The organism is Segatella copri (genome assembly GCF_024330485.1).
Lineage (GTDB): Bacteria > Bacteroidota > Bacteroidia > Bacteroidales > Bacteroidaceae > Prevotella > Prevotella copri_L.
In genome coordinates, this window is record NZ_JANDWX010000006.1 from 77,691 (window position 1) to 92,512 (window position 14,822).

Annotated in this window: 15 protein-coding genes; 11 read left to right on the forward strand and 4 right to left on the reverse strand. The window is 38.6% G+C overall.

What is annotated here, in order from left to right:
• Nucleotide 1 precedes the first annotated feature (1 nt).
• From dut to NNC77_RS05650, 4 genes are read right to left on the reverse strand one after another with little or no spacing between them, the layout of a single operon-like run.
• Nucleotides 2-466, reverse strand: a complete 465-nt coding sequence (gene dut / locus NNC77_RS05635; RefSeq protein ID WP_254970023.1) for a dUTP diphosphatase — start codon at nt 464-466, stop codon at nt 2-4.
• Nucleotides 420-791 carry a hypothetical protein gene (locus NNC77_RS05640; protein WP_254970022.1) on the reverse strand — a complete coding sequence of 124 codons (372 nt, stop codon included), beginning with the start codon at nt 789-791 and terminating at the stop codon, nt 420-422. Before NNC77_RS05640 ends, dut begins: the two co-directional genes overlap by 47 nt.
• Nucleotides 784-1,233: a hypothetical protein gene (locus NNC77_RS05645; RefSeq protein ID WP_254970021.1), complete on the reverse strand. Its 450-nt coding sequence runs from the start codon at nt 1,231-1,233 to the stop codon at nt 784-786. The genes NNC77_RS05640 and NNC77_RS05645 overlap by 8 nt, the downstream gene beginning before the upstream one ends.
• A complete protein-coding gene (locus tag NNC77_RS05650; protein WP_254970020.1) occupies nt 1,233-1,766 on the reverse strand; it encodes a DUF4494 family protein in 534 nt (177 codons plus the stop codon). Before NNC77_RS05650 ends, NNC77_RS05645 begins: the two co-directional genes overlap by 1 nt.
• A gap of 244 nt (nt 1,767-2,010) precedes the next feature.
• On the opposite strand from NNC77_RS05650, the gene NNC77_RS05655 reads away from it, so the two are divergent.
• From NNC77_RS05655 to NNC77_RS05705, 11 genes are all read left to right on the forward strand, one after another.
• Nucleotides 2,011-3,345: a phage portal protein family protein gene (locus NNC77_RS05655; RefSeq protein WP_254970019.1), complete on the forward strand. Its 1,335-nt coding sequence runs from the start codon at nt 2,011-2,013 to the stop codon at nt 3,343-3,345.
• 38 nt (nt 3,346-3,383) lie between these two features.
• A complete protein-coding gene (locus NNC77_RS05660; protein WP_254970018.1) occupies nt 3,384-4,187 on the forward strand; it encodes a phage head morphogenesis protein in 804 nt (267 codons plus the stop codon).
• Complete coding sequence (locus tag NNC77_RS05665; RefSeq protein WP_254970017.1) at nt 4,172-4,669, forward strand: hypothetical protein; 498 nt, start codon at nt 4,172-4,174, stop codon at nt 4,667-4,669. The genes NNC77_RS05660 and NNC77_RS05665 overlap by 16 nt, the downstream gene beginning before the upstream one ends.
• Nucleotides 4,666-5,463, forward strand: coding sequence for a hypothetical protein (locus NNC77_RS05670; RefSeq protein WP_254970016.1), 798 nt, complete (start codon nt 4,666-4,668; stop codon nt 5,461-5,463). Before NNC77_RS05665 ends, NNC77_RS05670 begins: the two co-directional genes overlap by 4 nt.
• Nucleotides 5,464-5,509: 46 nt before the next feature.
• The gene (locus tag NNC77_RS05675; protein ID WP_254970015.1) at nt 5,510-6,787 is read left to right on the forward strand and encodes a Clp protease ClpP; all 1,278 of its coding nucleotides are present in this window, start codon (nt 5,510-5,512) and stop codon (nt 6,785-6,787) included.
• Nucleotides 6,788-6,806: 19 nt separating this feature from the next.
• Nucleotides 6,807-7,874, forward strand: a complete 1,068-nt coding sequence (locus NNC77_RS05680; protein WP_254970014.1) for a hypothetical protein — start codon at nt 6,807-6,809, stop codon at nt 7,872-7,874.
• Nucleotides 7,875-7,954: 80 nt separating this feature from the next.
• Nucleotides 7,955-8,347, forward strand: a complete 393-nt coding sequence (locus NNC77_RS05685) for a hypothetical protein (protein ID WP_254970013.1) — start codon at nt 7,955-7,957, stop codon at nt 8,345-8,347.
• An 18-nt stretch (nt 8,348-8,365) separates the two neighbouring features.
• Nucleotides 8,366-9,682, forward strand: coding sequence for a DUF2586 family protein (locus tag NNC77_RS05690; protein WP_254970012.1), 1,317 nt, complete (start codon nt 8,366-8,368; stop codon nt 9,680-9,682).
• 7 nt (nt 9,683-9,689) lie between these two features.
• Nucleotides 9,690-10,151, forward strand: coding sequence for a hypothetical protein (locus NNC77_RS05695; RefSeq protein ID WP_254970010.1), 462 nt, complete (start codon nt 9,690-9,692; stop codon nt 10,149-10,151).
• A gap of 112 nt (nt 10,152-10,263) precedes the next feature.
• Nucleotides 10,264-10,653, forward strand: coding sequence for a hypothetical protein (locus NNC77_RS05700; RefSeq protein WP_254970008.1), 390 nt, complete (start codon nt 10,264-10,266; stop codon nt 10,651-10,653).
• A 279-nt stretch (nt 10,654-10,932) separates the two neighbouring features.
• The gene (locus tag NNC77_RS05705) at nt 10,933-14,820 is read left to right on the forward strand and encodes a phage tail tape measure protein (protein WP_254970006.1); all 3,888 of its coding nucleotides are present in this window, start codon (nt 10,933-10,935) and stop codon (nt 14,818-14,820) included.
• Nucleotides 14,821-14,822: the final 2 nt, after the last annotated feature.

Below are 14,822 nucleotides of genomic sequence, written 5' to 3' on the forward strand. Positions count from 1 at the left end.
ATTATTTAACTCCAGTATGGCCATATCCACCATCACCACGATCTGTTTCGTCAAGTTCTGTAACTTCTACGAAATCAGCTTGCTCGTGTTTGGCAATGACCATTTGAGCAATTCTCTCACCATCGTTAACGATAAAGTCTTCTTGCGAGAGGTTTACAAGAAGAACCATAACTTCTCCACGATAGTCTGCATCAACTGTTCCTGGAGTGTTAAGCACGGTGATGCCATGCTTCAAGGCGAGACCGCTGCGAGGACGAATCTGTGCCTCATAGCCAATTGGCAGTGCCATGTAAATACCTGTAGAAATGAGCTTTCGCTCCATTGGGTGAAGTGTAAGCGACTCGTCTATATTAGCACGCAGATCCATACCAGCACTTTGAGGTGTTGAGTAGTATGCTGGAAGCTCGTGCTTAGACTTGTTAATCACCTTTACCTTCAACTGATTGTTTTTTACTTCTGTTGTCATTTTCTTTGTTTTTATTATATTTCCAATTCTTTCGATTCATTGCGATGTTGGTGTATACTCTTCTTTTTACACCACATAATTTGTCATATTCTTCTAATTTAAGTGTGCCGACATCTGACAAGTCTATTTCAACATTATCATGGAAATATCGAAAGTAATATTTGCCGCACGACATGATTTTCCCAAGACATGCGTTTGAGATGTTGCTTGGCTTTATGTCTGATATTCTTGCAGTTTCATTCAATGAAGCTGTAATAGCCACCAGAACCTTTCGATTATTGAAAATTAAAATAGATTTTGCCTTATGCCATTGAACATTAGCCATTCCATATTTGTTTTGCTAATTCTGGCGTGATTCGTTCTTTTGCAAGAGATATAATTTGTGTATCTGACATCACGAATCCTCTTGTAAATAATTCATCCATGACTTCATTCATGTAAGCGCAGAATTGCGGATCGACATAAGATAGGAACGGATAGCAAAAAGCTCCGTTAATCAATTGGTGCCCACTTTTATTAATGAGAACAAAATCTCCAGATTTCAAATCGTAAGTTTTAGCAATTGCTTGAATCTGAAAATTGAACTTTACAAAGAAGTCCTCAACAGTTAATTCCTTTGATGGGTCTTTAGATGTAAAATATTCAGTAGCATCAAAGAATCTGCTACCATCACTGTGTGTTCCAAAAAGGAGTTTTGGGAATTCTGGAATAGATACTTCAGTACATATTGTTTGTACAGTTCTTCCAGTCCCCATTGGAGATGTCATTATGCAACGTCCTTTTCGTGTTTGCTCTTGGTTACAAGAACAGACTGAGCCTTGTCGTATTTGACATTTCTGATGACCCAATCACGTGTCTCGCCAACATGCTTCAAATGCTTTGAAATGAGCGATGCTGCCTCTTGTGGTGTTGTTGCAGGAATATAAAGCGTTTCTGTGCTACGCTTCTCCTTTCCATTTTCTTTCAGTTCAATGTAGTTTACTTGAACAGAATAGAGTCCAACCTCTGTTTTATCACTTTCTTCAAAGTAATAAACAAACAAACCACCAACCAATTCTGTGTCAGTAACGAATGTGTTGTTGTAAATCACATCTGCAATCTTTGTCTTGAGGATTTCGTACTTAACCGTTGACATATCGTCAATAGCCTTGTCTTCCATCAACTTGAATGCAGTTTTTTCTGCATCTGTGTAATTAGATGCCATTACCAGATCCTCAGACTTAATGGTGTCGATACCACCGTCTTCTTTCTCTCCCTGGTAGATCATTTTGATTCTGTAAAATTCTGTTTCCTTACTCATTTTACTTGAATTTTGATTAAACAATGAAATTATCGGTGCAAAGATATATATAATATTTGAAATGGCAAAATAAAAATATCATTTTAACATATAATAATACAAAAAACGCTTGTAAACAAGGGTGTTGTGTTGATATTCCTATAATTTTGATTATTTATATATAAGTTGTTATAATATTATATAGGTAAAATATAGCCCAACATTAAAAAGTCGATAAAACTATTCTTTGAAAAACTCTAAATATATGGATAATATCGGTACTGCGGCAACGTTTCATGGCACATACCTGGAGAGTATTTTTAGAACAAGCAAGAAGACCATTCAAGAATATGTTCGAGAAATAGACAGACATTGCAGATATAAAACTGTTCAATCTGACGTTTCTAGAGGTGTTGTTTTGGATGATAGAGGCCCGCTGATGGATCTTTATGAGGCATGTGTTCAACAAGATGCTCATCTTCATGGTGTGCTTGAAACCGTTAAGTCACAAATTATAGGTGAGCGTTATATGCTTGCTCGACAAAATGATCGTGGTAAGTATATAAAAGATGTGGAAGAGACAAGAAAAATACAAGGTTCTCAGTTCACAAAAATCATTCAAGGTATTGTTGAAGCTAAATGGTATGGATATACCTTGCTAGAAATAATGCCAGATATTAACCCTAGAACAGGAAAGCTTAAAGAGGTTAATATTATAGAACGTAGAAATGTACTTGCAAACCAATGCCGTGTTGTCAAACGACAAGGGCAGTGGTCTCCAGGATGGGATTTGAATACACAAGCGTATTCAACCAATTATGTGTTAATTAACACTGGAGACTTGGGCTTGTTTTCTGCAACTACACCATTGATTCTTGCAAAGAAATTTACTGTTGCAAATTATGTAAACTTCTCTCATACTTATGGTCAACCAATCATTCATGGAAAGACTGACTCTGAGAGTGTACAAGATAGACAAAGACTTGCGCAAAATATAGCGAATGCAGCTCAGAATAAAATTATAGTAACAGGACTCAATGATTCTGTTGATGTTAAGACATTTACGATGTCAAATTCTGAGCATATTTACACAAGTCTTATTGATTTTGTTAACAAGGAAGTCTCTAACCTTATTGTTGGTTCTGAAACCATGTCTGGTGAAACACAATCATACGTAGGTTCTACGTCTGCCCACCAGGATATTTTTAGAGAGCGCATTGAGGCTTATCGTGATTTCATTGAAAACATGATGAATGAAGAGATTATTCCTAGACTTGTTGCAATGGGTTATATTTCACCAGGTCTTGAATTTAAGTATTCAAATCGTGTAGAGATGAATAACAAAGATAAGATTTCTTTGTATGACTTTTTAACGAATAAATATGTAGTGTCACCAGACGAAATCGAAAAAGAGTTTGGTATAGTTGTTGGTGAGCAGTTTAATAATACGAATGGCATTAACGGTGGTCCAGCGGCACCAACTGGTGGTGAATCTCCACATGATAGAAGAATCATGTCTGACGAGGAATATTTTAGACGCTATGGCCATAAACGGGGGGAGAAAAAGAACGTTGAAAATTTTTTCGAGGAAGAGGAATAGTTGGTAGCGTTTCCTCTTCCAAAGATAATGCCGATGATATGGCAGAATATAATGCTATCTTATCAATTTTCAAAAAGTTCTTAGAAAAGTATCAGAATGAAACTGATAGATGGGAATTGCTTCAAGCAATCATTGATATGCGTATTGAATTTATGGTAAATCATGCGTTGCAGGGTTTTAATTTAAGCCTTGAAGATGCAATGGATTTGGTTCGCAGCAAAAACAATGGTTTGACTTCACAGGACAAGGAAAGTCGAAAAATATTGCTTGCAGCGTTAGATAATATTATAGACTTTGCTGTAGCAGAAGAATTCCAGATGGCCTATAAGGTGTCTAAAGTTTATGATTCTGAAGATGAAGAGAACGAGGAGAATTGTGAAGACATTTGTTATTTATACAATCATATTTATGCTAATGTTGAAAATGACGATGTTAATTATGCTATGGGCATAGCTGCTGGATGGGTTAAGTACAACGAGTCTGCAATTTTAACATACATGACACAGGGAGATGAACGTGTTAGGCCTTGGCATCTTGCATTGGAGGGAACAAGCTATCCGAAGTCATCCTTCCCTGCATGGCTTATTCCACCTATAGACTATGGATGTAGATGCTTCTTGATAGAAGAAGGCGATGATGTTCTGAATCATAAAGACTTGGCAAATATAGAGTCTAAAATTGTAGATAAGCCAGATTTCATAAACCCTATTTTCTCTGATAGTGTATGCAAGGGAGGAAAAATATTTGGAGCACAGCATCCGTATTTCCAGATACCAAAAGGTTATAAAAGAAAGTTGAAATCTATTTCAAAATCAATAAAGGAAAAATGGCTGGACAAGTAATAACTCCAAAGCAATTAATGATGCAGTGGGCTGTATTACCTAATAAGTTTGAGGTTAATGTGTTTAACTTTGAAACTATAATGGGTGATGCAGCCAAGCATATTTTCAAGCAGTCTTTTTATTTAAGACGTTTTAATTCTGCAAGTTCTTTTGCTTGGCAACCTAGACGAGATAAAAAACGACACCCATTACTTGAAGAAACTGGAAATCTGAAAAATTCAATAGTATGGAAGCATTTTAAGGGGACTGGTAATAAGCGTGGTGTTTCCATTTATACTGATCCATTTGCTTTTAAACATAGTAAAAGGCAATATGGAAGAAACTTTTGTTATGCTGCTGTTCACAATGACCCAAGTGGCTCGCACACTTATGGAAACACAGGGGTAAGAAGTATTCAAAGACAGTTTATTGGATATTCTACAGTGTTAAATGATAAATTACAATCTTATAGTATTCGTATTTTTGATGGATTTCCTAAATGAACGATATAAAGAACCCACTAATTGTTCCAACTCGTTTGGTTGATAAGCACAAGAAGCCAGATGAAGATAAAAAAGTTGAAACTCCAGAAATTCCAGATGAAACAACGCAAGAAGAGATTCAAGATAACCCTATAATCAATGTATATAAGGCTGTTAAAAGAGTCTTGGAATCTATTCGTGTTGACCCAAACGATGACAATTCTGATAGATTGTTTAAGACGGTAAAAATAGATAACGGTCAGTTTGAGCGTATTATTCGCTCTAAGGGAAACACTGAATATGCAGTAGCCTTCCCAGCAGCATTTGTCAGATTTGTAAATGTAAGGTTCTTAGTTGCACAGCAACGAATTGGTGAAGGACGTGCAACAATGAGAATAAGATTTGTTCTCAATAATTTGAATAATAGTGATGATGATGTTGAGTTGCAGGGATTTGATGTTTTTCAACGTGTCAATGATGCCATCCAGGATGCCAAAGACCATGAATCTGCACTGAATGAGAGATGCAATCTTCAGTATTTTGATATGCCAGAATCTCTTGACAATGGCTTGCAACCATACTGGATAGATTATGAAATATGGTTTAGAACAAGTTCTTCATTCCAATATCGAAATTGGGTTGATAGATATTTAGTAATGCCACCATACACGAACCATTCCGATGCTCCAGAACACGATCAAGATAATCATGGTGATCATCAAACACCTAAGTTTGAAGATGTTGCAAAATTTGAGCCACATGTTGATACAGGGGGTGAAGGTGATGGAGATATTGGTGATAATACAGGTGAATAATACAACTATCTAAAAAAATACATTCTATTCTTTGAAAAAATCGGAAATGAATAGCGAAGAATTAAAATATGTCGTAGGAGAAGCGCATGAAGACCAACCTGCTATTATGCGCTTCTATGGCAGAATAGATGACTGTAGTACACGACAATTCAATGATGAGTTTTTGTGGCTTCACGATTACATTAAACCTTCTAAGATTATTGTTTGCATTAACAGTGAAGGTGGAAGTGTTTTGTATGGAATGAGCACATTCAGTATTCTTCTGGAAAGTAAGATTCCTGTAGAAACCGTTATTGATGGTTTGGCTGCTTCAATGGCTTCTGTTTTATGGGCCGCTGGAAGCAAGGCATATATGCGTGACTATTCTATCTTGATGATTCACAATCCATTCTTGCGTAGCGGAAATAAGGACAATATGGATCCAGACACGCAACAGACGGTAAATGCTTTCAGAAAGCAGATTGAAACAATTTATCGTAAGCGTTTTGGCCTGTCAAAAGAAAAGGTACAGTCAATAATGGATGGTGATGAAGGATGTGATGGAACCTATTTTGATGCTCAACAAGCAGTTGATGCAGGTATCATTCCAGCAGAAAATATATTGAAAACTTCTAAACAAGTTTGTTCAAAGGTAAAAAACCAGATGAAAGACTTGACAGATGCAGTTGCAATACAAAAAATGATGGTTGATATTTGCGCTGAAGCAGGTGAAATTAAACCACAAGAAAATAATGGTTCTATTCCTAATCAAAATCAGAACGAAAAACAAAATTCTCAAGAAATGAATAAAGAACAAGATGTATTCGCTTTTGGTTCTGTTTGTGCTCAACTTGGTTTGCCAAAGGATTCTGAGGTTGCTGATGTTGTAAATCAGCTCACAGAACTGAAGAATGCAAAGGAACAGTTGAAGACAGTACAGGCTTCTTATGATGCGTTAAAGATTGAGAAGGCTGGTGTTGAAACAGAACTGAACAACAAGAATGAAGAGTTGGCTTCTGTTAAAAATCAGTTGAAAGTATACCAGGACGCAGAGAGTGCGGCAAAGGATGCTGAAATTGAGTCGCTTATTGATGCAGCTGTGAAGGCTGGAAAGATTAAGCCAGAGTCAAAGGAGCAGTGGGTTGAGATGGCTCACTCGAATCTTGAAACCGTAAAGGCAACTTTGGATTCTATCACAGGCCGTGAGAAGATTTCAGAGCAAATCGCAACTGATCCAGCTAATATTGACAATGCCAAGGATAACTTGACTGAGGCACAGAAAAAGCTGCAAGCTGAAATTGAGGCTCGAATCGCCCCAGATTTTCAATTTAATACACTTGACTAAAAAACATTATAAATAATATATGCCAAGTTCAGTAAATTTTGCGCAAAATACCTATAGTGGTGAGGTCCTTGAAGACTTGTTAACCTATACAGCGCAAGGTAATGATACATATAAGGAAGGTCTTATCCATATTAAGTCTGGTATTCAGTATAAGTATGCGATTCCTTCTGTTGAGTTGGGTAAAATCATCCAGGACAATGTACCTACACCAACTACCCAGGGTGCTGGTGCTGGTACAGAGGGTGGCTTGAATCAATATACGTTCAATGAGCGTTATTTGGAGCCAAAGGATTTCATGGTTTACCTTGAGTTTAATCCTCGTGATTACGAGAAGTATTGGAAATTCGCACAGCCAAATGGTAATCTTGTGTTCCGTGACCTTGATCCAAAGCTGCAAGCCACTATGCTTCGCCTTTTGATTGAGAAGAAGAACGAGTATATCGGTGAGTCTATCTGGTGCTCTGCAAAGGGTGGCAAGGCGGCTGCTAAGATTACAACTCCTACTGACGGTACAGATATTGGTGGCGACAATGCTGGTGGCCCGATGAAGTATTTCGATGGTGCAATTAAGCGTATTATTGACAATACCAAGACCGATGCAACAGAAGTGGATAAGGCTGGTGGCCAGTGTATTATCGCTGGTAATACAGAGCTTACCACTGGTGAGCAAGTAGAGGCTGCTCTTCGTGCCATGTGGCGTAAGTGTCCAAAGGCTGTACGTAAGAATTCTAACCTCGTTTTTGTAACTGGTTGGGATGTTTGGGATTTGTACGATCAATATCTCAACGACAAGCAGGTTAAGTACTCAGACAACACCAAGATTAATGAGTATCGTTTCAAGGGTAAGCGAATCATCCCTATCGTAGGAGTTCCAGAGCACACTATCGTTTTGGGTGTATTCTCTACTGGTATGGACTCTAACCTTTGGATGGGTGTTGATTACGCTAATGACTCAGAGGTTGTTAAGGTTGAGCGTTTGCAGGCCAACAGTGAGCTTTACTTCTTCCAGATGCGTATGAAGATGGACGTAAACATTGTTCGTCCAAAGGAGATTACTGTTTGGACAGCTTACAAGGCTACTGAGTAATACCAACTTAGATACTTCAAAATATATTTTAAAGGGAGTGGGGCTTGACTCCATTCCCTTTTTTAGATTTTACACAAGTTATGGCTAGATTAAAGAATAAAGAGGTGCCAGAGAGTGCCGATGAAATTAAAAATGTTGACACAGCCTCAGAAACAACTCCAGAAGTTCCAGCGTCAGTTGATGCAAATCCAGAAGATGTTGTAACTGAGAATGTGGACACGAATACAAATGATGACAAACTTCCACAAGATCCTGCTCCAGAGGAAAAGAAGGAGAAGAAGACTTCAAAGCGTGGTTCTAAATCAGAAAGCCAGGCAACTCCAGAAGTTCCAGCGTCAGTTGATGCAGTCTTGAAGAAGTTTAGTCAATACGATGAATTGTATGTAGATAGTACTGGCTGTGTTTATACAAAGGACACCCAACCATCTATTATTGGTGGTGCTATTCTTTACAAAAATCCATACTACAATTAATATTAATCAATCAAAGATATGCCTTTAGGTGGTGTTTTTATGAGCGATACCGATGGTAACATTGGAACCAGCTCAACAACCTCAACTGAGAAAGTCACTGGTTTGCTGTTTGATATTTCCAAGCAGCCTAAGTTCTTTACTGCTGGTGCTGGTCTTGCTGTTAAAAATAAATTGCAGGGCAATGTTATAGAGATTAACTCTATGGACGATTTGGCCGAACTCGGTATTACAAAGTATTCTGGTGACAGTTCAAAGGATTTGTTTTATGGCATTCCTTATTATCATATTGACCATTTCTTCAAGATACAGGGTGAGAATGGTCGTTTGTTTATCATGTTTGCTGATTGCTCAAACAACTGGGACGCAATCACACAAATGCAGCGTGCTGCTCACGGTATGATTAACCAGCTTGGTGTTTGGACGGACCAGCCTCTTTGGAAGCAGACAGACACAGGTGCTTCAAGTTATACATTGGATTTGGTGACAGACTTGAATTCAAAAGCAAAGGCTCTTGCTGATGAAAATTCTCCTTTGTCTATTTTGCTGAGTGCAAACACTTCTTATGTATCTGGCACCGCAGATAACGTAAAGACCATTGATTTGAACAAGATTCCTTCTTGTATCAATAGTGAACGTTATGTAAGTGTTCTTATCAGCCAAGGTCTCGACACAGATGTAACAAATATGCAGATCAAGAATACAGAGAATCTTACTCCAGTAGGTGTAATTGGTGCTGCTCTTGGATGCCTTGCAGATGCTTCTGTAGAAGAGTCTATTGCTTGGGTCAACAAGTTCAACCTTATCGGTTACTTCCCAGACATAGAGCTTGGTTTTGGCAATTCTGTACTCGGTACAGATGGTAAGCTTACAAGTTCTCTGAAGTATTCTTCTTTGAATAAGGTGCAGGTAGATGGCCTTGTTGATAAGGGCTATATTTTCTTGTGCAAGTATCAAGGAAAGGAAAATGGTGTTTACCTTAGTGGTAATCAAACTTGTTCTAACGGTGATTACCGTACTATTGCACGCAACCGTACCATAAACAAGGCAAGACGTGCTGTTCGCAACGCTCTTTTGCCTTATGTACATTCTCCATTGAAGGTTGACCCTAGCACTGGATATTTGTCTTCTGCAAAGATTACCATGTTCCAGAATATCGTTGGAGATATTCTTAAGACCATGCAGACTAACGAGGAGATTAGTGGTTACGCAGTTACAATTGATAAGACTCAGAATGTATTAAAGAGCGATACACTGATTATCAAATTTTCAATCGTTCCTGTAGGTGAGGCTAACGAGATTGACGTTGTTGAGGGCCTTGCTTTAACAAATAAGTAATTGACACATGGCAGTAATTAATAATGTGGCCTACAGCTGGTCAATGATTCGTGTCTCAATTCCAGCTCTTGATATTTCTGAGGATTCTACTATCATGCAGGGTATCTCTGAAATCAAGTGGAATAAGAAGCGTAAGGTGGAGACTAATTATGGACGAGGTGGTGATCCTGTAAACCGTGGTTTTGGTAACAAGACATGTACAGCATCAATCACAATGGACTACAACACCGTCTCACAGCTTCGAGCACTGGCTGGTTCTCTTATGGACTTGGGCGAGTTTGACTTGATTATTTCATTTACAAACGCATACGCTGGTGAGGATTGGCAAGCTGAGACAGTAACTCTGAAGGGTTGTCTTTTCAACGAGGATGGCTTTGAGAGTAAGCAAGATGATACTAATATCACAAAGGAGTACGACTTGAATCCTTTTGATATTATAACAGGAGAAGGTACCAGTTCATGGCTGTAACTTCAATATAATGTGTTTTAAGGGAAGAGTCGAAAGATTTCTTCCCTTTTTTCAAACCTGTTAACTTTTAAACTCACTATTCATAAATAAAAAACAATATTATATTTAAGTTATGACTGATACAGCAAATGTAAATTACATGGAGGACGAGAAGCTCCAGAAAGAGATTGTGGCAAAAGTAAAGGAACTTCGTGAGGCTGACCCTAAGCTGAAGCGTGTGTTCCCAATCATGGTTATTGGTGATGAGGAGTTTGGCGAGAAGCCTTATTATGTAGCTTATTTCAAGCAGCCTCCTTTTACCGCATTCAGTACATACCTTTCACTCTCACAGAAGGACCAGGCAGGTGCTATGCGCCAACTTGCTAAGGACTGCTTTGTTGATGGTGACAAGGAGTTGGTTAAGGACGATTCATTATTTATTTATGGCACCATGCCTCAGTTGGGCAGAATCATTGAGTTGCGCCAGAGCAAGCTGGTAAATTTATCGACCGCTGGAAAGTAAAAGACAGTCAGTACTTTAGACAAAGACTGATATATATACGTCATTATTTTCCAGCAATAAACGTGGACGAGTTGGACGATGAGTTGTTTGCTCAATTTTCAGAGGATGCTTTATGGTTGCATGAGCAAATGGTTATAAAACAGTCTGCTAACGCACTTGGAATGCTTGCGTAAATAAATAATTTATTTTGTATTTTGAAGCCTCTTGCCTAGTTTGGTAAGAGGCTTTTTTAATCTTGATACTTCAACCTTCAGCTATTCTTTTAAAATTAGAATAACAATGGATTATACAGTTAATTATCAAATAAACGTCAATTCAACACCAGCTCTTGAATCAATTCGTAAGTTCCAGGAAGCTACTCAGCAAATGGAAGCTTTGACCAAGAGGTTTGATGTCGTTTCAAAGAGCATAGGTAAGGTAAACTCTGCTTTTGCATCTTTGAACAGAAACCATGTCAAAATGGATGTTGATACAACTAGAGTTGAGCAAAAATTAACTCGTGTACTTGCCCTTCTTAATGAAGTAAAGGTTGCTGGAAATGCTATCAGTCAAGGAAAAATTCAGAAGGTGATGTCTGCTCCTATGGCTGGTGTGTACAATGGTAAAAATGCTTCTACATCATTTACTGGCAATAAGGTCAATACACGAGCTGCGCAGTCTGATTTGACTAACCTTATGAAGAAGATCTCTGATACACAGCAGAGTATCAATAATATTAACAAGAGATATATCAATCCAAAGGCACGTACAAAGACTGCGATGGAATCTCTTGATAAGCTCATTGCTAAAATCGAGCAGGTTAAGTCAATGAGTAATATTACAATAACTGCATCTGGTCCACGTCAAGGAAAATCACAAACTTCTACAGGTGCTTCTGCTGCGGCAGCTGGTGCCGCTGGAGCCGCAAGTGCAACAGGTCAATCAGCTTCAAGAACCACATCCAGACGAACATCTTCTGGAACCCCAGTAAATAGAAGTTTGTTCCCATCTGTTCGACAAGTATTGGGTCCAACATACGCAACAACAGGTACAAATGTAGCTGCTGAGATGGTTAAGGGTATGGGTGTTGCATACGGACTGAGTTCATTGATGTCTGGAGTTACAAAGGTATTTCACGATGCGACAACTTATGATAATATTTCGCAAACAACAAAGAATATTCTTGGAACTCATGATACTTCAGCCAACTTTGATGAAAAGTTTGCAAAGGCGAATGATATTATGCGCCAAGTTGGTGTTGAGACTAAGTTTACAGCACCACAAGTAGCTTCTGCTGGTAAGTTCTTGGCTATGGCAGGTATGAAGGTTGAAGATATTCAGCAAGCAATTAGTCCAATTGCAAATTTGGCTATTGTTGGCGATACTGATCTTGGCTCTACTGCTGATATGACCACTAACATTATGACCAGTTATGAAATACCAGCAAAGCGTATGAGTAATGCGGCCGATGTATTGACTATGACATTTACAAAGACAAATACAACTCTTTGGGATTTGGCAGAGTCATTTAAATATGCTGGTACAGTTGCACATCAATCTGGAATGTCATTTGAGAATGCTTCTGCTGCTCTTGGTGTATTGGGAGATGCTGGTATTCAAGGCTCACATGCAGGTACAACATTGCGTATGATGCTCCTTAATATGATGAACCCAACTAAGAAGGGCAAGACTGCTTGGAAGGCTCTTGGAATAAATGTGAAGGATGAGAATGGAAATATGCGTGATTTCAATACAATTCTCTCAGAATTGAATGAGAAGCGCAAGTCATTGTCCGCTGGTGACTTCCAGAGTCTTATTAACAATATGTTCCGTGTAACAGCGGCACCAGGTGCGCTTGCATTGATTCAAAATGCAGATAAGGTAAAACAGGTAACAGATTTGAATAGAGATAAGTCTATTGGTTTGTCTGAAAATCTGGCAGATGAGAAGAAGAACACTATACAAGGTCTTTGGTATCAGATGACTTCTGCATTTACAGAGAGCGGTATGCAGGGGTTTGAGCAAATGCAAGATGCTATACGAGATTTCTTGCAACGAATGATAGCCCTTATGAAGTCACCAGAGTTTGCACAAGGTCTTAAGGACATGATGGATTTGTTCTTGAAGACTATTGATTCAATGGTTAGCATGTTTAAAGCTATTATGGGCGTTTGGAATGCTTTGCCAAATTGGAGTAAAAGTTTTATTGCTGATTGGATTAAGTGGCACATGTGGCTTAGTTTGGGAGCAAGCACCATTAAGAGTATATGGAGTGGATTTATGATGATCCGTGGACTTTTGCAGGGACAATTATTGTATGGAATTGCTAATTTTACATCAAAGATTATATCTGGTGTGGCTGCATTTAAGGAGTTTTATATATTGTCACGTATGTATGGCATGGGTAAATTTGCTTCTTTTAGAAATGCCGCAATGCAGATGGGACTTGTTGGTGGAGCAAATGTTGCAGCACAAACAGCTGGAACCATTGGCGCAACAGGAACAGGTGTATTGGCAAAAGTTGGTGGAGCTAGTATTTTGTCAACTATAGGTAATATAGGAAAGTGGATGTTGTTTACTAAAGCAGGCTTAATAACTGCTGGTGCAGGTGCATTGGCTGCTTTGACAATTTATACTATTAATGCTCGCAATGCAACAATAGACGCATACAATGCAAATGTGGAATGGGCGAATAGCTTCCGTACTCTTGGGGCTTTGTCAATGAGACTGAACAATGAGAGTGATGTGTTTGCTGCAAATATGATTGCTGCCAGTAGCCGTATCGCTACTGAGAACGAAATGGTAAAGGCTGCTGCTGATAATTGGAAGCGTTATTGGGCAGAGAAAAATGGATCAAAGGCTGGTTCTGACAAGGGAAAGAACTTCTTTGAAACAACCAATGGTGAAATTTACAAGGAAGCATTTAGTAATATTGGAGGTCTTAAGAACGCTTGGGGACAAATATTTGGAAAGAGTTTAACTGAGCAATATACTCCAGTTATTGAGCAAATGGCTGGATTGAAGGCTGGAAGTGGATATAAAAATCTTATAACAAAGCAATTTAATCAACAGTATTTGAATTTGCTAGGTCATAAGTTGTTGCTTTCTCCTGGAGGTATGATTGATGACAATACGGCACGTCAGCTTGAATTAATGAAGATAGGTGCCGACCCGAATAACGAAAGAGTGCAGGGCTATCGTGAATGGATGCTGAAACAAATAGCCGTTGCTCCTAACCAGTCTGAGCGTTACAAGGTCATCAATCAAGGATGGCAACAATTCCATATCCCTAATAGTCAGATAGACAATACTCTGCATTATGGTGCTGCTCCAGATTATTTTGAGAATCCTACTGAGCATCAGATTTATTTCTCAAAGGCTACGGCTGATATTACAAATTATGTAATGTCAAGCATGAAAGATGCCTTTCTTGCGTATACACAGATTCTTGATGAGTTCGATAAGGGAAAGCAGATAGACCCTATGAAAATTCAAGATGTATTCGCTCGTATCACAGGAACGATGAATATCATCGGATCACCTACAGGTGTTTTTGGTACACCAGAGTGGATGAAGCGTGTAAGACAGAGCAATGCTGATATGACAATATCAGATTTCCTTGGTGTGGTTAATTCAGCATTCTCAAATATGGCAACGTTTATTGGTGAGGTTCCAGAGAGATATAGACCGTTGTTCGCACGATTCTTGGATAGAAATTATTGGGAAGGATTCTTCCCAGCAGGTTCATCTTTCTCCTTATCTCCAGGAGGTTTTGGTGGCGGTGACAAGGTTGGTGACAAGAAGGTGTTTAATGGTAAACAGTATGTATATGAAATACGTGCTCCTTTTAAGGTTCCGCAATGGTATGATGCTAGCGGTAATGTCTATACACCAAAGAAACCTACTGAAACCGTTACTCCAACAACTACAAAGCGTTGGACACCAAGAACAAATAAGGCTTTGAACCGTATTCATACTGGTGCAGATGAATCAAAATACAAGAACCATTACAGTAATAATGCGGCTGCTCCAAAGCAGGTGATTGTACGTATTGGCAATTTGATGAATGTAGATAAAATTGACTTGACAAACGAACATAAGGCTGCTGCTGTAGCTACTCTTAAACAAGATTTAGCGGCAGCATTGCTTGATGTCGTTCAAGATTTTAACGAAAATGTAATCGGATAAAA